Origin of the sequence: Rhodoferax ferrireducens T118 (assembly GCF_000013605.1) — a bacterium.
Taxonomy (GTDB): domain Bacteria; phylum Pseudomonadota; class Gammaproteobacteria; order Burkholderiales; family Burkholderiaceae_C; genus Rhodoferax; species Rhodoferax ferrireducens.
The window spans coordinates 1,627,270-1,644,454 of the sequence record NC_007908.1 but is presented as its reverse complement, the minus strand read 5'-3'; the positions used below and the strand labels follow the sequence as shown (position 1 = coordinate 1,644,454).

The 17,185-nt window shown below is 61.8% G+C and carries 17 protein-coding genes and 1 pseudogene; 13 read left to right on the top strand and 5 right to left on the bottom strand.

Annotation, left to right across the window (positions count from 1 at the left end; translation table 11 throughout):
• Positions 1 to 107 precede the first annotated feature (107 nt).
• The gene (locus RFER_RS07685; RefSeq protein ID WP_244095831.1) at positions 108 to 1,601 is read right to left on the bottom strand and encodes a sensor domain-containing diguanylate cyclase; all 1,494 of its coding nucleotides are present in this window, start codon (positions 1,599 to 1,601) and stop codon (positions 108 to 110) included.
• A gap of 349 nt (positions 1,602 to 1,950) precedes the next feature.
• Between RFER_RS07685 and RFER_RS07680 the strand changes: the two genes are divergently transcribed.
• From RFER_RS07680 to RFER_RS23425, 10 genes and pseudogenes are all read left to right on the top strand, one after another.
• Positions 1,951 to 2,718: an ABC transporter substrate-binding protein gene (locus RFER_RS07680; protein ID WP_011463825.1), complete on the top strand. Its 768-nt coding sequence runs from the start codon at positions 1,951 to 1,953 to the stop codon at positions 2,716 to 2,718.
• A 24-nt stretch (positions 2,719 to 2,742) separates the two neighbouring features.
• Entirely contained in the window at positions 2,743 to 3,432 is a 690-nt protein-coding gene (locus RFER_RS07675; RefSeq protein WP_011463824.1) for an ABC transporter permease, read from the top strand.
• Positions 3,432 to 4,145, top strand: coding sequence for an ABC transporter permease (locus RFER_RS07670; protein WP_011463823.1), 714 nt, complete (start codon positions 3,432 to 3,434; stop codon positions 4,143 to 4,145). The genes RFER_RS07675 and RFER_RS07670 overlap by 1 nt, the downstream gene beginning before the upstream one ends.
• A 20-nt stretch (positions 4,146 to 4,165) precedes the next feature.
• Positions 4,166 to 5,296, top strand: coding sequence for a succinylglutamate desuccinylase/aspartoacylase family protein (locus tag RFER_RS07665; RefSeq protein WP_011463822.1), 1,131 nt, complete (start codon positions 4,166 to 4,168; stop codon positions 5,294 to 5,296).
• A 36-nt stretch (positions 5,297 to 5,332) separates the two neighbouring features.
• Positions 5,333 to 6,109: an ABC transporter ATP-binding protein gene (locus RFER_RS07660; RefSeq protein ID WP_011463821.1), complete on the top strand. Its 777-nt coding sequence runs from the start codon at positions 5,333 to 5,335 to the stop codon at positions 6,107 to 6,109.
• 7 nt (positions 6,110 to 6,116) lie between these two features.
• On the top strand, positions 6,117 to 7,160 hold the full coding sequence (locus RFER_RS07655) for a PLP-dependent cysteine synthase family protein (protein ID WP_011463820.1): 1,044 nt from the start codon (positions 6,117 to 6,119) through the stop codon (positions 7,158 to 7,160).
• A gap of 7 nt (positions 7,161 to 7,167) precedes the next feature.
• Positions 7,168 to 8,346, top strand: coding sequence for a lipocalin-like domain-containing protein (locus RFER_RS07650; protein ID WP_011463819.1), 1,179 nt, complete (start codon positions 7,168 to 7,170; stop codon positions 8,344 to 8,346).
• Between the two features lie 44 nt (positions 8,347 to 8,390).
• Positions 8,391 to 8,513: a hypothetical protein gene (locus RFER_RS24865; protein ID WP_279587700.1), complete on the top strand. Its 123-nt coding sequence runs from the start codon at positions 8,391 to 8,393 to the stop codon at positions 8,511 to 8,513.
• Positions 8,514 to 8,738: 225 nt separating this feature from the next.
• Positions 8,739 to 9,596: a diaminopimelate dehydrogenase gene (locus RFER_RS07645; protein ID WP_011463818.1), complete on the top strand. Its 858-nt coding sequence runs from the start codon at positions 8,739 to 8,741 to the stop codon at positions 9,594 to 9,596.
• Positions 9,597 to 9,703: 107 nt separating this feature from the next.
• A pseudogene (locus tag RFER_RS23425) lies at positions 9,704 to 9,844 on the top strand (lipocalin family protein); the annotation flags it as partial.
• A 19-nt stretch (positions 9,845 to 9,863) separates the two neighbouring features.
• Here the strand turns inward: RFER_RS23425 and RFER_RS07635 are convergent.
• From RFER_RS07635 to RFER_RS07620, 4 genes are read right to left on the bottom strand one after another with little or no spacing between them, the layout of a single operon-like run.
• Positions 9,864 to 11,447 carry a DHA2 family efflux MFS transporter permease subunit gene (locus RFER_RS07635; protein ID WP_011463817.1) on the bottom strand — a complete coding sequence of 528 codons (1,584 nt, stop codon included), beginning with the start codon at positions 11,445 to 11,447 and terminating at the stop codon, positions 9,864 to 9,866.
• Between the two features lie 28 nt (positions 11,448 to 11,475).
• On the bottom strand, positions 11,476 to 12,693 hold the full coding sequence (locus RFER_RS07630; RefSeq protein ID WP_011463816.1) for an HlyD family efflux transporter periplasmic adaptor subunit: 1,218 nt from the start codon (positions 12,691 to 12,693) through the stop codon (positions 11,476 to 11,478).
• Between the two features lie 29 nt (positions 12,694 to 12,722).
• Positions 12,723 to 14,174 carry an efflux transporter outer membrane subunit gene (locus tag RFER_RS07625; RefSeq protein WP_011463815.1) on the bottom strand — a complete coding sequence of 484 codons (1,452 nt, stop codon included), beginning with the start codon at positions 14,172 to 14,174 and terminating at the stop codon, positions 12,723 to 12,725.
• The gene (locus RFER_RS07620) at positions 14,164 to 14,751 is read right to left on the bottom strand and encodes a MarR family winged helix-turn-helix transcriptional regulator (protein ID WP_011463814.1); all 588 of its coding nucleotides are present in this window, start codon (positions 14,749 to 14,751) and stop codon (positions 14,164 to 14,166) included. Before RFER_RS07620 ends, RFER_RS07625 begins: the two co-directional genes overlap by 11 nt.
• 65 nt (positions 14,752 to 14,816) lie before the next feature.
• Here RFER_RS07620 and RFER_RS07615 point away from each other — a divergent pair, with 65 nt between their 5' ends.
• Genes RFER_RS07615 through RFER_RS07605 form a run of 3 tightly spaced genes read left to right on the top strand, consistent with a single transcriptional unit; the run spans position 14,817 to position 17,167 of the window.
• The gene (locus RFER_RS07615; RefSeq protein WP_244095830.1) at positions 14,817 to 16,619 is read left to right on the top strand and encodes an ABC transporter transmembrane domain-containing protein; all 1,803 of its coding nucleotides are present in this window, start codon (positions 14,817 to 14,819) and stop codon (positions 16,617 to 16,619) included.
• Between the two features lie 52 nt (positions 16,620 to 16,671).
• Positions 16,672 to 16,869, top strand: a complete 198-nt coding sequence (locus RFER_RS07610; protein WP_011463812.1) for a hypothetical protein — start codon at positions 16,672 to 16,674, stop codon at positions 16,867 to 16,869.
• Positions 16,870 to 16,897: 28 nt separating this feature from the next.
• A complete protein-coding gene (locus RFER_RS07605; RefSeq protein ID WP_011463811.1) occupies positions 16,898 to 17,167 on the top strand; it encodes a hypothetical protein in 270 nt (89 codons plus the stop codon).
• Positions 17,168 to 17,185 lie beyond the last annotated feature (18 nt).

Genomic DNA, 17,185 nt, shown 5'->3' with positions numbered 1-17,185 from the left:
CGGCGTCAACCCAAAAAAACTATCCATAGGATAGCTAGTCAGGCAGGCTTCACGGGGGCTAGCGGCCTGAAATGCAGATGGTCTTGCGCCTTGATGACACGCCGAGATTATTCGACCCCGAAGAACCGGTAGCGGTTCTTGCCTGCCAGCTTGGCCTGGTACATGGCCTGATCGGCCTGGCGCAGCAACTGATCGGCGTCCAGTTCCTGCACCTGCGGATAGAAGGTCACGCCCAGACTGCCTGAAACCTGCAGCGTGTGCCCCCCAAATTGCGCCGGCTGGGCGATGGCGGCCAGCAGGCGGTGCAGCATCGGCTTGCAGGCCGCCTCGTCTGCCAGATCGAACATCACGGCGACAAACTCGTCGCCGCCCAAGCGGGCCAGGGTGTCCCCTTCGCGCAGGGCTTGCTTCATGCGGGTCGCCACCGTCATCAGCAGGTGGTCGCCCGCTTCATGTCCATGGCTGTCGTTGATCAGCTTGAAACCGTCCAGGTCAACAAAAGCCAGCGCCAGCATTTGTCCGCGCCGCTGCACCTGCACCATGCCCTGGTGCAGGCGATCGGCCAGCAACAGGCGGTTGGGCAGGTCGGTCAGTGCATCAAAGTGGGCCAGGTGCTGGAGTTGCTGCTGGTGCGCCTTGAGCGCGGTGTTGTCGGAAAACAGCGAGACGTACTGCCGGGTCTGGCCCTGGGCATCGCGCACCGCGCTGATGTTTTGCAGATGGGCATAGACCTCGCCACTTTTGCGCCGGTTCCAGACTTCACCATACCAGCACCCCTCTTCCTGCAGATCACGCCACATGGCGGCGTAAAAGGCCTGGCTCTGCCGACCGGAGCTCAAAAGATGCGGGTTGCGGCCCAACACCTCGTCACGCTCGTAGCCGGTGATGCGACTGAAAGACTGGTTCACGTCGATGATCAGACCCTGCGCATCGGTGATCATGATGCCTTCGAGTGCATGGGTGAAAACGCTGGCGGCGAGTTGAAGTTTTTCCTCTGCTTGCTTGTGCACGGTGATGTCGGTATGGATGCCAATCATGCGCAAGGGTTTGCCCGCATCACTGCGGCTGACCACCATGCCACGGTCGAGAATCCACTTGTAGCTGCCGTCCTTGCAGCGCATGCGGTATTGGGCGGCATACACCGGGCTCTGTCCGTCAAGGTGGGATTGCAGCGCCATCAGGCTCCCGGCCTTGTCATCTGGGTGAACGCGCGTCTCCCACTCCTGCAAGCGTTGATCCATCTCATCAACCGTCAGACCGAGCATTTGTTTGTATTGCGCGCTGAAGTAGACGCTCCCGTCGGCCACGTTCCAGTCCCACAGGCCGTCCCCCGAGCCTTCAATGGCAAATTTCCAGCGGAATTCACTTTCTCTGAGCCGTTTCTTTTGCAACAGCACCAAACGATACTGTTCCGTCAGCCTGCGCCGCGTCATGAATAAGCGTGTGCCTTGCCACACGATCAGGGCCAGGGCCGCCAGACCACCCAGCGCCATCCACCCATAGTGGGACCAGACCGCCAGACCGGCACTGATCAGGCCGGCCATCAACAAAGCGTTGCGGATGAAGGGACTCCAAAGATTCCAGTGAATCGCGTGCTTCATGGTGAGATGCCAACGACCCATGGCTGAGGCAACTTGGCAAATTAATGGGTTAGGCGCCACCCTCTTATTGCGCGCTTACAAAAAGATACAACTAGCTTGGCCCGATTATGCGCCGCCGCCCTGGCGGATCAAGCAAAAAACGCCGCACAAGCTTGAACAACGATGGACGGGGCGATTTTTCTGCGTCGACGCAAGTTCAGTTCCGCTACATGCTCATGATTTTGGTGAATAGATCATCCCGGCTTATGGAAAACCATGCCATTTTTCGCAGTTCACAGACCGTAGAATGAAATCTCTGTTCATTTTTACCTCGCCGTGGCCAGTCTGCGGCTTTTTTTAGGATTTGCTCATGAAAAAACTCCTCCTGGCTATCGCCATTGGATCGCTCTGCGCTGTCTCGTTTGCCCAAGGCAAAGACCTCAAGGTCGCCATCGACCCGACTTACGAGCCCTTCACGTTCAAGACCGCCGACGGCAAGCCGACCGGCTTCGACGTCGACATCGCCAATGCGCTGTGCGAGCAGGTCAAGCGCAAATGTGTGTTCGTCGAGCAAGTCTGGGACAGCATGATTCCGGGCCTGCAGGCCAAGAAATACGATGTCATCATCAGCTCGATGTCGATCACCGCTGACCGGCTCAAGGTGATTGATTTCACCAACAAGTACTACAACACACCGAGCCGCATCGTGGTGAAGAAAGACGTCAAGTTCGATGGCCCGGCTTCGCTCAAGGGCAAAAAGCTCGGCGTTCTCAAGGGCAGCACGCAAGAAAAATACGCCATGGGCGAACTCAAGACCGTGGGTGTGGAAGTGGTCCCCTACGAAGCGCAGGACCAGGTTTACCTGGACATCAAGTCCGGTCGTCTGGACGGCACCGTGGCCGACTTTGTGGAAGTCACCGGTGGCTTCCTGAGCAAGCCCGAAGGGAAAGACTACAACCTGGTCGGCCCAGAGCTCTACACTGAAAAATACTTTGGTACTGGCGTCGGCATCGGCCTGCGCAAGGGTGAAACAGCGCTCAAAAACGAATTGAATGCCGCCATCAAGACGATCCGTGCCAATGGCACTTACAAGAAAATCAACGACAAATACTTCAAGTTTGACGTTTACGGCAAGTAAAGCCACCAGCGACCAACCCCACCGATGAGTTCCTCCTACTACTCCTCCATCTTGTATGGTGCTGTACTCACGGTGGGTGTGTCCCTTGCAGCCCTGCTGGTAGCGATTATTTTGGGCCTGGCAGGCGCGGGCGCCAAACTCTCGGGGCGTCCCATTCTGGTGGCGCTGGCCACGCTCTATACCACCATCATCCGGGGTATCCCGGAGCTGGTGCTGATGCTGCTGGTGTTTTATGGCGGCACCATCGGCCTGAACAATTTGTTTGAGGCCATGGGCAGCGAAACCACGGTGGACATCAACCCGTTTTTTGCCGGTGTGCTGACCATCGGCTTCATCTACGGCGCCTACATGACCGAGACTTTTCGAGGCGCCATTCTGGCCATTCCCAAAGGCCAGGCAGAAGCCGCCTGGGCTTTTGGCATGGGCCGCACGCAAACCTTCATGCGCATCACCGCGCCGCAAATGGTGCGCTACGCACTGCCCGGCTTCACCAATAACTGGCTGGTGCTGATCAAGGCCACCGCCTTGGTGAGTTTGATTGGCTTGCAGGAAATGACCTATCTGGCCAAGCAGGCCAGCGCGGCCACGCGCTCACCGTTTGCCTACTTTTTATTCACCGCCGCACTGTTTTTGATCTACACCACGGTGTCGCTCATGGTGCTGCGCCGACTCAACGCCCGCTACAGCCTGGGTACCAAACGAGTGCAGCTGTAATGAATTTCGCCGTCATCTTCGAGCCGCAAAACCTGGCGCTCTATGGCACCGGCCTCCTGACCACCTTGGCCCTGCTGTTTTCGTCACTGGCGGTGGGCGCCGTGCTGGCGCTGCTGTGTGCGCTGGCCCTGACCGGCCCGTGGGCGCCGCTGCGCTGGGTGGTGGGCGCCTATACCTATGTGATGCGGGGCACGCCGCTCTTGATTCAGGTCTACCTGATCTATTACGGCCTGGGTCAACTGGAGTGGATTCAGGCACGCTGGGACACGGTGTGGCCGTGGACGCATTTCAAGGAACCTTTTTTTTGCGCCTTGCTGGCCTTCAGTCTGAACACCGCGGGTTACACCGCCGAGATGCTGGCCGGCGCCATCCGGGAGACGGCCGCGGGCGAGATTGAAGCCGCGCAGGCTTATGGCATGAGCCGCTTCAAGGTGATGCTGCACATTGTGCTGCCCAGCGCCATGCGGCGCACGCTGCCGGCTTACAGCAACGAGGTGGTGATGATGCTGCAAGCCACCAGCCTGGCCAGCGCGGTGCCCGCCATGCTGGACGTGACAGCGGCGGCGAGTCGCATCTACTCGGACTACTACCTGCCGTTCGAAGCCTATCTGGCCGCTGCGGCGATCTACCTCGTCGCCTCTTTTTGCCTGATCGGTTTCTTCAGGTTCAGCGAAGGGCGTCTGCTGGCTTATCTGGCCCCGCGCAAACTGTAGTTCAAGGACAGTCACACCCCATGCTTCGCTTCGATCATCCCCTGCTGTCCAACAGTCTGGGCAGCCAAAAGACCCTGACCAGCTTTCATTTCGGCCAACCCGGCAGCGGCCTCAAGGTCTACATCCAGGCCAGCCTGCACGCCGAAGAATTGCCGGGCATGCTGGTGGCGCACCACCTGCGCGCCTTGCTGGACACGGCGGAAGCCGCGGGTCAGATTCAAGGCGAAATCATTTTGGTGCCTGTGGCCAATCCATTGGGGCTGGCGCAGCGGGTGGATCACAAGCCGATGGGCCGCTTTGATCTCGCTACCTCGGAAAACTTCAACCGCCATTATCCGGACCTGGCCAGCGCCGTCGGGCCGCTGGTACGCGATGCGCTGGGCGACGACCCGCAGGCCAACGTTAGCCTGGTGCGCCAGGCCCTGGGCAAGTACCTGGACAACTGGCTGCCCGACACCGAACTGCAGAGCCTGCGCCACCGCTTGCTGACGCTGGCGCATGACGCCGACTTTGTGCTGGACCTGCACTGCGACTGTGAAGGCGTGCTGCATTTCTACACCGAAGAGGCCTGCTGGCCGCAGTTGGAGCCGCTGGCGCGCTTTCTGGGCAGCGAGGCCATACTGCTGGCCAAGAATTCAGGCAGCGGGCCATTTGACGAATGCCTCTCGGGCGCGTGGTGGCGGCTGGCTGATATTTTTGCCGGCCTGAGCCGCAACCTGCCGCTGCCGCAAGGCTGCTGCAGCACCACCATCGAGTTGCGCGGTGAGCTCGACGTGAGCCATGCCTTGGCACAACAGGATGCACGAGCCCTTGTTGACTGGCTCAAACACATCCGGCTATTGGCTTGCCATGAAGCCCCTGATGTGCCCGCCTTCAAGTGCCAACCCACGCCACTGGCCGGCTCCGAAACCCTGAAGGCACCGGCCCCGGGCCTGGTGGTGTTTGCAGCCGAAGTGGGCCAAACCCTGCGTGTTGGTGATCTGGTGGCGCAGGTGATCGACCCGATTGCCAACCAGACACATCGCGTGCTTGCCGGGGTGGACGGTGTTTTCTATGCCCGCATCCGTGATCGCTACATCATGACCGGCGGCGAACTGGGCAAGATTGCTGGCGCTACGCCGTTTAGAACCGGCGAGTTGCTGGGGGCCTGAGCCCTTTTTGTTCCCTGCCCACCCAACCTTTTTTCCATGACCACTTCCACCCTCAAACTCCAGGCAGAAAACATTCACAAACGCTTCGGCAGTGTCGAGGTACTCAAAGGTGTATCGCTGACCGCCCATGCCGGTGACGTGATCAGCATCATCGGCAGTTCAGGTTCGGGCAAAAGCACGTTTTTGCGCTGCATCAACCTGCTGGAGAAGCCGCACCAGGGCCGCATTGTGGTGGCCGGTGAAGAGCTCAAGCTAGTGCCGGGCGCCAATGGCGAGCTCGGTGCCTCCGACCCCAAACAGCTCCAGCGCATGCGCACCAAGCTGGCCATGGTGTTCCAGCATTTCAATCTGTGGGCCCACATGACGGTGTTGCAAAACATCATCGAAGCGCCGGTCCATGTGATGGGAGTTCCCCGCGATCAGGCGGTGGAGATTGCGCGCAAATACCTCAAGCGGGTCGATCTGGCCGGCATGGAAGACCGCTACCCGGCGCACATGAGCGGCGGCCAGCAGCAGCGCGTGGCGATAGCTCGCGCGCTGGCGATGGAGCCCGAAGTGATGCTGTTTGACGAACCCACCAGTGCGCTTGACCCCGAGCTGGTGTCCGAGGTGCTCAAGGTCATGAAGAACCTGGCGCTGGAGGGCCGCACCATGGTGGTGGTGACGCATGAAATGGGTTTTGCGCGCGACGTGTCCAACCATCTCATCTTCTTGCACAAAGGGCTGATCGAGGAAGAAGGCAAGCCGGCGCAGGTGCTGGCCAACCCAAAAAGTGAGCGACTGGCGCAGTTTTTATCCGGCAGCCTGAAGTAGGCGAACAATGAACTGGTTGCACACCGCCATTGCCCTGATTGAAGCCGACTACCAGCGCAGCGCTGACACGCATCTGATCGCCCTGCCCCTGCCGGGCTTTGCCCGCTGCGGCATTGACCTGTATTTGAAGGACGAGTCCACGCACCCGACCGGCAGCCTCAAGCACCGGTTGGCGCGTTCGCTGTTCTTGTACGCGCTGTGCAATGGCTGGCTGCACGCGGGCTCAACCGTGGTGGAATCAAGCAGCGGCTCCACGGCGGTGAGCGAAGCCTACTTTGCGCGGCTGCTGGGCTTGCCGTTTATTGCCGTCATGCCGCAGAACACGTCGCCCGAGAAGATCGCCCAAATCACGTTTTATGGCGGGCGCTGCCATCTGGTGGACAGCGCCAGTGCGGTCTACGACGAAGCCCGCACGCTGGCCGCGCAAACCGGTGGCCATTACATGGACCAGTTCACCTATGCCGAGCGCGCCACCGACTGGCGCGGCAACAACAACATTGCGCAAAGCATGTTCACGCAGATGGCGCGGGAGCGCCACCCGGTGCCGCGCTGGATTGTGGTCGGTGCGGGCACCGGCGGCACCAGCGCCACGATTGGCCGTTATGTGCGCCACCAGCGCCATGCGACCCAGGTTTGCGTACCCGACCCGCAAGGATCGGTATTTGGCGAGTTTCACCGCACGGGCGACGCCAGCCTGACGGGACCGGGTTCGCGCATCGAAGGCATTGGCCGCCCCCGGGTGGAGGCCAGCTTTATCCGCACGCTGGTTGACCGCATGCTGGAAGTCAGCGACGTCGATTCGGTGGCCGCCATGCGTGTGTTGTCTCACCTGCTCGGCCGCAAAGTCGGGCCCTCAACGGGCACCAATTTTGTCGGCATGTTGATCCTGGCCAACGAGATGCGCTCGCAGGGCCAGCAAGGCGCCATTCTGTCGCTGCTGTGTGACGCCGGCGAGCGCTACCTTGCCAGCTACTTTGATCCCGACTGGGTGCGCCAGCATCTGGGTGACTGCACGGCGGCGGCGACGCACATCCAGTCCCAATTGTCCTGACGCTGCCATGCGGCCCGAACCACCTGGCCTGTTGCGACGACACCTGCTGGCCACCGGCCTGGGTGCCGCGCTGTGGCCCTGGCCAGGCCTGGCGCAAACAAACGAGACACCCGTGCTGCAGCGACGCGTGCTGCAAGCGCCACGCGATCTGGGCAGCCACCCCGACTACGCGATTGAGTGGTGGTATCTGACCGGCTACGCCAGTTCGGGCACGCGGGAATTTGGCTTTCAAGTCACCTTCTTTCGCTCGCGTGTGCCCGCCACGCAGGCGATGCGTTCGCGCTTTGCGGCCCGGCAACTCATCTTTGCCCATGCGGCGGTGACCGATGTGCAGGGCAAAAAGCTCTGGCACGACCAGCGCATTGCCCGCGCATCAGGCGCTACCGAGATCGATTCAGCAGCCGCCAGCGACACCGACACCGAGCTGCGTTTGCGCGACTGGTCGCTCAAGCGCGAGGCAATCCTTGCTGCGCCGCTGGCCAAGCCCGGTGTCAACGTCGGCGACGGGCTGCGTTCAGGCTACCGCGCACGGGTCGCGGGCAATGACTTCCAATTGGACTTGCAGTGCACCGAAACGCAAAGCTGGCTGCTGCAGGGCGACAGCGGCTTGTCGCGCAAAGGTCCCCAGGCAGCGCAGGCGAGCTACTACTACAGCTTGCCGCAGTTGGCGCTGAGCGGCCAGATCAAGCTGCAGGGCCAGCAGTTCCAACTGGACACTGCCGCGCCCAATGCGGCCTGGCTCGACCATGAATGGAGTCAGTCGCTGTTGTCGCCGCAGGCGGTGGGTTGGGACTGGATCGGCATAAACCTGATTGATGGCAGTGCGCTGACCGCGTTTCGCTTGCGCGACGCGACTGGCGGCGCCGTTTGGGACGGCGGCTCGTTCCGCGCGGCCACGCGGGGGGCGCCAGCCCGGGCCTTTGCGCCCGGCGAGGTGGTGTTTGAGCCGCTGCGCTATTGGCGGAGCCCGGTGACGCAGGCGCGCTACCCGGTGGCGTGGCGGGTGCACACGCCGGTTGCGGTCTACCGCGTCCAAGCCCTCATCGACGATCAGGAACTCGACAGCCGAAACTCCACCGGCGCGGTCTACTGGGAAGGCTTGAGCGAGTTGCTGGACAGCCAGGGCCAGCGTGTCGGGCGCGGCTACCTGGAGATGACCGGCTATGCCGGCGCGCTGCGGCTCTAGGCCTGGCAGCACAACATCAATGGGCCCCAACGGCGGCATCGACATTGCTGCCTGAACCGCCGGCGCTGCTGGCGCTGCCGGCGAGTTTGGGCCTGCTGATCAATCAGCCGGTTGACCTGCGCCAGTGCCTGCTCAGGCGTCAGCCCCGCGTTGCGCATGCCGGCTAGCACCTGCGTGGCCGTGGCACTCTACCTTGGTGGATGGATTCGGCCAACTGCATCCGGTCTTGTGGTTCCGGGACATGTGGCATTTAGTGCGCAGGACAACTGCGGCTGGAACCACCAGCGTCGTCAACACCGCATCTGCGAGACGCGAGGTTGTTGACCCCTGTCAATGACAGATCCATTCCGACGGGGCATGGTTTGGGCAGCCAGAGGAAAGTGAGTGCTGCGATGAAAATGCTGCAAGTAGCGGTGATCGGTCTGGGCAAGCTCGGCAGGGCCTGCGCCACTTTCCTGCTTGACGAAACAGAAATGACACTGGCCGGCGTTGTACGTCGCGCCGGATCACCCGCGACGCTTCCAGGCAGGCTTCAGCGTTTCCCCTCAGTGGGGCATATCCGTGATCTTGAACGCGTCGATGTGGCGCTGATCTGCGTGCCGACAGAAAGTGTGGGAGGTGTGGCGCGAGAGCTTCTGCAGGCACGTGTACCGGTCGTGGAGTGCGCCACGATTGAGGGCAGTGCGCAGGCGGCATACTATGCCGAACTTGATCACGTGGCAAACAGCTATCGCGCCACTGCTGTGGTCGGCGCAGGCTGGGATCCAGGAGTGATGCCCTTGTTGAACCGCACCTTCGAGATTCTGATTCCACGCGGCAACAGCACCGTTCATCGACACCCCGGCGTCAGCCTGCACCATAGCGCCGTGGTGGCACACATGCCCGGCGTCAAGGACGCCCTTGCCGGCGAATACAGCGGCGACAATGGGGCGCTGCAGCACTACGTCTATGTCGAACTCGAGCGCGGTGCCAATTTCGAGCAAGTGCGTTCCGCCATTGCGGCTGATCCGATGTTTGCCGGCGAGGCGACGCTGGTGTTTCAGGTCGGCAGCCTGTCCGAGGTCGAGGCTGAAGTGGGTCATGGCCTGGTCCTGGAGCGCCAGGAGGTCGCGGCCGCCGGCGTACATGCCAGCCTGATGTTGGAGGCGCGCTTCGATGCGGTTGCTTTTTCGGCACGAGTCATGCTCGATGCAGCCCACAGGATTCCCGACTTGCGCCACGGGGCCCATCGCTATGTCGTGGGAATGTAGATGCTGGAGAGACGGATGGCATCGAGTGCCGGCAGGATTCCGATGGCCAATTTTATTTATAAACCAAGTGTCTGCAGACTTGTTCCCCCTTCGGCGCTGACTTCTTCATCGACGACCAGGAACTCGACAGCCGAAATTCCACCGGCGCGGTCTACTGGGAAGGCTTGAGCGAGCTGCTGGACAGCCAGGGCCATCAAGTCGGGCGCGGCTACCTGGAGATGACCGGCTATGCCGGTGCGCTGCGGCTCCAGGCCTGGCAGCACAACATCAATGCGCCCCAACGGCGGCATCGACATTGCTGCCTGAACCGCCGGCGCCGCCTGCACTGCCAGCGAGTTTGGGCCTGGCAAACCACACCACCGGTATCAGCAGCAGAAAAATCATCGCCGATGCAAAAAATACATCGTCAATGGCCAACATATAGGCCTGCTGATCAATCAGCCGGTTGACCTGCGCCAGCGCCTGCTCAGGCGTCAGCCCCGCGTTGCGCATGCCGGCCAGCACCTGCGTGGCCGTGGCGCTGCCTTGGTGGATGGATTCAGCCAACTGCGCGTGGTGCATGGCGGCACGGTCTTGCCAGACGGTCGTCGCAATCGACGTACCAAACGACCCCGCCACAATCCGCACAAAACTCGACAGACCGGAGGCGGCGGGGATCTTGTCGGGCGTAATGCCTGACAGCAAGATGACCGACAAAGGAATGAAGAAGAACGCCATCGCGATGCCCTGAATGATCGTCGGCAGCATCATGGTGCCAAAGTCGGCCTGGGTGTTGAACTGCGAGCGCATCAGCAGCACCACCGCAAACACCACAAACGCAAAGCTGGCCAGCCAGCGCGGATCGACCCGGTTCACGTTCTTGCCCACGATCGGCGACAGGATAATGGCGAGCAGGCCCACCGGTGCCAACAGCATGCCCGCGTCAATCGACGGATAGCCCATGAACTGCTGCAGCCACAGGGGCAGCAAGACGACATTGCCAAAAAATAAACCGTAGCCGACCGCAATCGCCAGCGTGCCAGACCAGAAATTGCGCCGCTTGAACAGGTGCAGATCAACCACCGGGTGTTCGGCCGTGAGTTCCCAGGCCAGAAAAATGGCGCACCCCACCAGCGCCACCAACCCCAAGCCGACCACCTCCGGTGAATGAAACCAGTCGAGCTCCTTGCCTTTGTCGAGCATGATCTGCAAAGCGCCGACCCAGATCACCAGCAGACCCAGACCGACCGAGTCAATCGGCAATTTGCGTATGACACTCTCACGCTTGCGGTAGATCGACCAGACCATGAAGGCTGACAGCAGACCAAACGGGATGTTGATATAAAAAATCCAGGACCAGTTGATGTTGTCGGTGATCCAGCCGCCCAGCAGCGGACCCACGACCGGTGCCACCAGCGTGGTAATGGCCCACAAGCCCATCGCCAGGCCCGCCAGCGCGGGCGGGTAGCTCGACAGCAGCAAGCCCTGCGAGAGCGGGATCATCGGCCCCGCCACGAAACCCTGCATGACCCGGAAGATGATGAGCATGGTCATGTTCGGTGCCAGCCCACACAGCCAGGAGCTCAGCACAAACAGCAAGACACTGGTGATGAACAGGCGCACCTGGCCAAAACGCTGCGACAACCAGCCGGTGAGCGGCAGGGCAATGGCGTTGGCGACGCCAAAGCTGGTGATGACCCAGGTGCCCTGGTTGGCGCTCACCCCCAGATCGCCGGCGATGGCGGGCAGCGACACGTTGGCAATCGACGAGTCGAGCACGTTCATGAAGGTCGCCAACGAGACGGCGATGGTGCCCCACAGGCGAGCCGAACCTTGCAGCGGTGGCGGGTTGAAAGGCGTGGCAGTGCTCATGCGCGGCTCGGCTTAGTTGCGCGTCATGTCAACTGTGCCCCAGATTGGCGGCGACAATTTTTTGCACCTCTTGCGTTGCGCCACGCTCAAGGGCTTCATAAACAGCGGTTTGCACCAGCGCGGCGTCACGCGGCGCATCGGCCAGCATCTTGCCGTCTTGTCGGGTTACATCGACCGTGGCGATCATCGACAGACCGACTCGCAAGGGGTTTTTTGCCAGCTCGCCAGCGTCCAGCGCCACCCGCACCGGTACGCGCTGCACCACCTTGATCCAGTTCCCGGTCGCGTTCTGCGCGGGCAACAGGGCAAAGGCGGCGCCGGTACCCATGCCCAGACCGCTCACCACGCCCTTGTAGGCCACTTTTTTGCCGTACAGATCGGCCGTCAATTCGACGCTCTGACCAATGCGGATATGACGCAGCTGGACCTCCTTGAAATTGGCATCAACCCACAACTGCTGGGGAGCAATCACGGACATCAAGGGTGTGCCCGCCGCCACGCGCTGGCCCAACTGCACGCTGCGCCGAGCCACGAAGCCGTCCACTGGCGAGGGCAAAACGGCCCGCTCTTTGGCCAGCCAGGCCTCACGCACTTTGGCAGCAGCCACTTGCACGCTCGGGTGCTGTTCGACACTCACGCCTTCGGTCATGACCTGGTTACTGGCCAGTTGTTGGCGGGCGGTGGCGACCCCCGCCAGAGCCGAGGCCATCGCACTCTTAGCGTTGGCCAGCTGAGTCTGGCTGTGGTTGAGTTCTTCACGCGAGACGGCCCCCTCACCCGCCAGGGATTGGCGGCGGTTCAGGTCATCGGTGGCACGCGCAATTTCGGTTTGGGCCTTGACCACGTCAGACTCGCGCAGACTGATTTGGGCCTGCAGGCTTGCGTTGTTGGCATACAGCGTGCGCACCTGCCGCACGGTCTGCGCCAGACTGGCTTTGGCTTGATCGAGCGCCAGTGTGGCATCCGCCGGGTCAAGTTTGACCAGGGCCTGTCCGGCTTTGACCCAGTCCGTGTCATCGGCCAGGATGGCGACCACCGTACCGCCAATTTGCGGCGTGATCTGGACCACGTTGCCCTGGACATAGGCGTTGTCGGTGGATTCAAAATGGCTGGCCACCAACCAGTCGTAGGCGGCCCAGCCCAGTCCCGCGATGACAACGACGCCCGCAATGGCGCTCAAGGCCTTTTTACGCGCTGGGTTGCCCGCAGCATGCCGGGGCGGGGCGAGATTTTGAGGTTCGGTCATGGTGTGAAAGAGTCAAAGATGGGTGTGATTTATTTCTGTGCGGTAGCGGCAGGCAGCTCGGCGCGATAACCGCCGCCCAACGCACGCATCAGCGAAACCTGGGTATCGCGTGCACGAGCGCTCAAGTCAATGCCTTGGCGGCTTTGACTCAACACGGCAGTCTCGGCGGCCAGCACACTGAGCAAGTTACCCAGTCCGGCCTCATAGCGCCGCGTGGCGATGGCATAAGCGTGTTCGGCTGAGTCTTGCGCCGCGCGCTGCTCGGCCTGCTGACGTGTGATGGCTTGCGTGGCGGCGAGTTGATCGGCCACATCGCGCACGGCATCAATCACGGCGGCGTTGTAGCTCTCGATGGCGGCGTCCAGATCAGCCGTTTTGCCGCGCAAATTGGCACGCAAGCGACCCCCGTCAAAGAGCGGCAAACGCAGTGCCGGGCCCACGCCCCATTGCTCGCTGCCCGCGCCGAGCAAGCGATCCAGCCCAATGCTGGAGAAACCGGCAAAAGCGACCAGATTGACATTGGGATAAAACTGGCTCTTGGCACCGGCGACGTCCTGACTGGCGGCCTCGACGCGCCAGCGGGCCGCAGCAATGTCAGCGCGGCGACCCAACAGGTCGGCGGACACGGTCGTAGGTGCTGCTATTTCTATAGCATCATGCAAAGGCGGGACGATGGCTAGAGCCCTATTTGGCTGTCCAATCAGCGCGGCCAAGGCGTGCGTGGTCAACGTAATCTGCTCATGCAGGCCTTCGATCTGCAGTCGGGCATCGGGCAAATTGCCTTCGCTCAGGCGCAATTCAAGCTGCGTGTCGAGCCCGGCGTCCAGACGGTGCTGCACCAGCCGCAGCACCTGTGTGCGTTGCGCCAGCAGGCGCTGCGCCAGCGCCAATTGAGCGTGCAGCCGTGTCAATTGAAAGTAGTTGCGCGCCACCGTGCTGGCCAGCAGTGTGCGGGCCGCATCGGCATCCGCCTGCGCGGCGCGCGCGCTGCCCAGGGCAGCTGCGAGTGCAGCGCGGTTCTTGCCAAAAAAATCGAGCTCCCAGTTGCCACTGAGTTGCGCCGTGCCGGTTTCAGCCATTGAACCGGCCAAAGGCGGCGGAATCATGCCGTTGGCGGTGAATTTTTGACGCATGGCGTCAACGCCTGCGCTGAGCTGCGGTCCACTAGCGGCCTCTGTTGCAGCGGCACCGGCTTGAGCGCGGGCGAGCCGGGCCTGCGCAATTTTGAGGCTGGGGTTGGCTGCCAAGGCCTGGTCAATCAAGCCGTTCAGTTGTTCGTCACCCAACTCGCGCCACCATTGCGCGTTGGGCGCGACACTGGCGCTGGATTGAATGGGCAGACCCAGCGATGCGGCATCGCGCAGCGCAGCTTGCGGCCCGATCTCTTGCATATTGGCACAAGCCGACAGGCCCAGAACCACGAAGGCCGCCAGTGCGGATCGGCTGAAGCGTCTGCGCGCGATTTCAAAATCACGGTGCATCTGGGTCTCCTGAAATGGTCTGGCTCGGGGCCAAGGTCTGTGCTTGAGTCTGCGCGTTGTCCAGGATGCGCCGCAAAAAGCCCTTCAAGGCTTCAAACTCTTCGACCGAGAAACCGGCCAGATGGGCATTTTGTACACGGCTGAGCACCGCAGGCAGGGCGGCCGCTGCATCAAGGCCGACTGGCGTCAGCTCGATATGGACAACACGCCGGTCCGCCACCGAACGCACACGGCGACACAGGCCCTTGGCCTCCAGCCGATCCAGCAGCCGGGTCATGGCACCAGGGTCCAGATGGCATTCGCGCGCCAGCTCGGCGACAGTGGACACCTTGCCCATGGAGAGCTTGAACAGCGGTACCCATTGCGCATTGGTCAGGTCACTGGTTTCGAGTTGACGCTCGACTTCTTGCGCCACCAGGGCCAGCACGCGTCGCATCAAATAACCCACGCTCTCCTCGGGCTTGTAACCATCGGCGCAATAAAACGCAATGGCGGCACAAGACTCTTGGATCGGCTCGACGCCAGCCGCCGCAGAGCGCGGCGGGTCGGACTTGAGGGGTGTTCGCGAGGGCTTCATAAGGGCGTGGATACTATTTGCTTAGGCAATCAATGTCAAGGCGTTGTTTGGCGCAGCAATGGTTTATGCGCTTTTTGGCTAAACTGCGGCTCATGCCCAAGCCCACGCCCCTCAAAGCCTCGCCGCGTTCCTTGTCCGGTCTGCTGCCTTTTCTGATGCCCTACCGTGGCCGCATTGGGCTGGCGCTGGCATTCTTGGTGCTGGCAGCGACGGCCACGCTGGCTTTTCCGTTGGCTTTGCGCAGCCTGATCGACGCGGGCCTGGTGCAATCGGACAAAGGCGCGCAGATGATGGCCCTGCGCCAGCACTTTGTCGCCCTGTTTGCGGTAGCGGTGGCGCTGGGCCTTTTTTCGGCGGCGCGCTTTTACATGGTGAGCTGGCTCGGGGAGCGTGTCACGGCCGATCTGCGCAATGCGGTCTACACCCACGTGCTGCAGCAAAGCCCCGAATTCTTTGAGACCACGCAAACCGGCGAGGTCTTGTCGCGCCTATCGGCCGACACCACGCTGGTGCAGACGGTGGTGGGCTCGTCGCTGAGCATGGGCTTGCGCAACACGGTGATGGGCATCGGTGCCCTGGGCATGTTGATCTGGACCAATCCGTATGTCATGCTGCAGGTGCTGACCCTGCTGGTGCTGGTGATTGTGCCGTCGCTGTGGTTTGGCCGGCGCGTTCGCAAGCTCTCGCGCGCCAGTCAGGACCGGGTGGCGGACTCCAGCGCCATTGCCGCTGAGGTGCTGAACGCCATTCCCGTGGTGCAAAGCTACACCGCCGAGGAGCGCGAATCGGCGCGCTTCAACGCCTCGACCGACAGCGCTTTTGAGACTGCGGTCAAACGCACCCGGGCGCGCTCGGTACTGGTGGCGTTCATCATCATTGCCACTTCGGCGGCCCTGCTGTGGGGCTTGTACCAGGGCACGCAAGCGGTGATAGCCGGACGCATCAGCGCCGGCGATTTGGGCCAGACGGTGTTGTACGTCATCATTTTGGCCAGTGCATTTGCGATTCTGGGCGAGGTTTATGGCGACTTGCTGCGCGCCGCCGGCGCGACCGAACGGCTGATGGAGTTGCTGAAAAGCCAGTCGCCCATCACTTCACCATCAAACCCGGCCCTAGCCCCTGTTCAGCTTGATGGAAGCGCTATTAAATTTGAAGATATCCGGTTCAACTATCCATCCCGCCCGACGCAGGCTGCGCTGACAGATTTCTCGCTGGAAGTGAAACCGGGCCAGACGGTGGCCCTGGTCGGACCCAGTGGCGCGGGCAAGAGCACCGTGTTTCAATTGCTGCTGCGCTTTTACGACCCGGGCGCAGGACAGATCGTGCTGGACGGCGTGGCAACACGCGACCTGTCCTTGCACGACCTTCGCCAGCGCATCGGCATCGTGCCGCAGGACGCGGTGATCTTTTCCAGCAGCGCACTGGAGAACATTCGCTATGGCAGGCCTGAAGCCAGCGACGCCGAGGTCAAAGCGGCGGCGCAAGCAGCCTTTGCCGACGAATTCATCAATGCCCTGCCGCAAGGTTATGACACATTTCTGGGCGAGCGCGGTGTGCGCATTTCGGGTGGCCAGCGCCAGCGCATTGCGATTGCCCGCGCCATGCTGAAGAACCCGCCGCTGCTGCTGCTGGACGAAGCCACCAGCGCGCTCGACGCCGAAAGCGAACGCATGGTGCAAGCAGCCCTGGAGAGCGCCATGCGGGGCCGCACCACCCTGGTCATTGCGCACCGCCTGGCCACGGTCATCAAGGCTGACCACATTGTGGTGCTCGACCACGGCCGGTTGGTCGAGCAAGGTACGCACGCCGAACTGGTGGCGTACGGTGGCGTGTACGCGGGCCTGGCGGCCCTGCAATTCAACGCTTGAGCGGGGTCGACTTCGCTAGTAAACTGCCATTTTTTACCGTTTGGAGCCTTTGATGGACGTCTCAACTGTTAGAACCCAGCCCGCGCAGCCAAGCCAGCAAGCCAAGCGTGCCGACGAGGTGCATCAGGTGCAAAAGCGCGAGGCTCAGGAAAAAGACAACAATGCCAAAATTGCGCAACAGGCTCAAGCCAAGCCGGTGGTGAACACGCAGGGACAAACCACGGGCCGCATCCTCAACACCACCGCTTGAGCGCTGGCGACCTTCAAAACCCCGAGCCATGGCTGCCATCAGCGCCACCAACAGTGCCACACCGTCGCTGCAGTCGGTGCTGGGAAGAGCCCGCGTAGAACAAGCCCGGCGCGAAGCGGATCAGGCTGAGGCCAGGGCCCAAACCCTGCGGCAGCAGGCGGATCAGGCGGAAAGTGAAGCCCAGCAAAGCCAGGGCCGGTGGCGCGACTTGAGCCAGCGCAACCAGCAAGTTGATCCCACTTACCTGCCACGCCAGCAAGGCCAGAACGCCGGCCGAATTCTCGACCTGAGCGTCTGATCCTGGCCCGTTCTCAAC

Coding starts and splice junctions, on each gene's coding strand:
- RFER_RS07685 (WP_244095831.1), bottom strand. CDS start 1,601: ATGAAGCACGCGATTCACTGGAATCTTTGGAGTCCCTTCATCCGCAAC.
- RFER_RS07680 (WP_011463825.1), top strand. CDS start 1,951: ATGAAAAAACTCCTCCTGGCTATCGCCATTGGATCGCTCTGCGCTGTC.
- RFER_RS07675 (WP_011463824.1), top strand. CDS start 2,743: ATGAGTTCCTCCTACTACTCCTCCATCTTGTATGGTGCTGTACTCACG.
- RFER_RS07670 (WP_011463823.1), top strand. CDS start 3,432: ATGAATTTCGCCGTCATCTTCGAGCCGCAAAACCTGGCGCTCTATGGC.
- RFER_RS07665 (WP_011463822.1), top strand. CDS start 4,166: ATGCTTCGCTTCGATCATCCCCTGCTGTCCAACAGTCTGGGCAGCCAA.
- RFER_RS07660 (WP_011463821.1), top strand. CDS start 5,333: ATGACCACTTCCACCCTCAAACTCCAGGCAGAAAACATTCACAAACGC.
- RFER_RS07655 (WP_011463820.1), top strand. CDS start 6,117: ATGAACTGGTTGCACACCGCCATTGCCCTGATTGAAGCCGACTACCAG.
- RFER_RS07650 (WP_011463819.1), top strand. CDS start 7,168: ATGCGGCCCGAACCACCTGGCCTGTTGCGACGACACCTGCTGGCCACC.
- RFER_RS07645 (WP_011463818.1), top strand. CDS start 8,739: ATGAAAATGCTGCAAGTAGCGGTGATCGGTCTGGGCAAGCTCGGCAGG.
- RFER_RS07635 (WP_011463817.1), bottom strand. CDS start 11,447: ATGAGCACTGCCACGCCTTTCAACCCGCCACCGCTGCAAGGTTCGGCT.
- RFER_RS07630 (WP_011463816.1), bottom strand. CDS start 12,693: ATGACCGAACCTCAAAATCTCGCCCCGCCCCGGCATGCTGCGGGCAAC.
- RFER_RS07625 (WP_011463815.1), bottom strand. CDS start 14,174: ATGCACCGTGATTTTGAAATCGCGCGCAGACGCTTCAGCCGATCCGCA.
- RFER_RS07620 (WP_011463814.1), bottom strand. CDS start 14,751: ATGAAGCCCTCGCGAACACCCCTCAAGTCCGACCCGCCGCGCTCTGCG.
- RFER_RS07615 (WP_244095830.1), top strand. CDS start 14,817: ATGCGCTTTTTGGCTAAACTGCGGCTCATGCCCAAGCCCACGCCCCTC.
- RFER_RS07610 (WP_011463812.1), top strand. CDS start 16,672: ATGGACGTCTCAACTGTTAGAACCCAGCCCGCGCAGCCAAGCCAGCAA.
- RFER_RS07605 (WP_011463811.1), top strand. CDS start 16,898: ATGGCTGCCATCAGCGCCACCAACAGTGCCACACCGTCGCTGCAGTCG.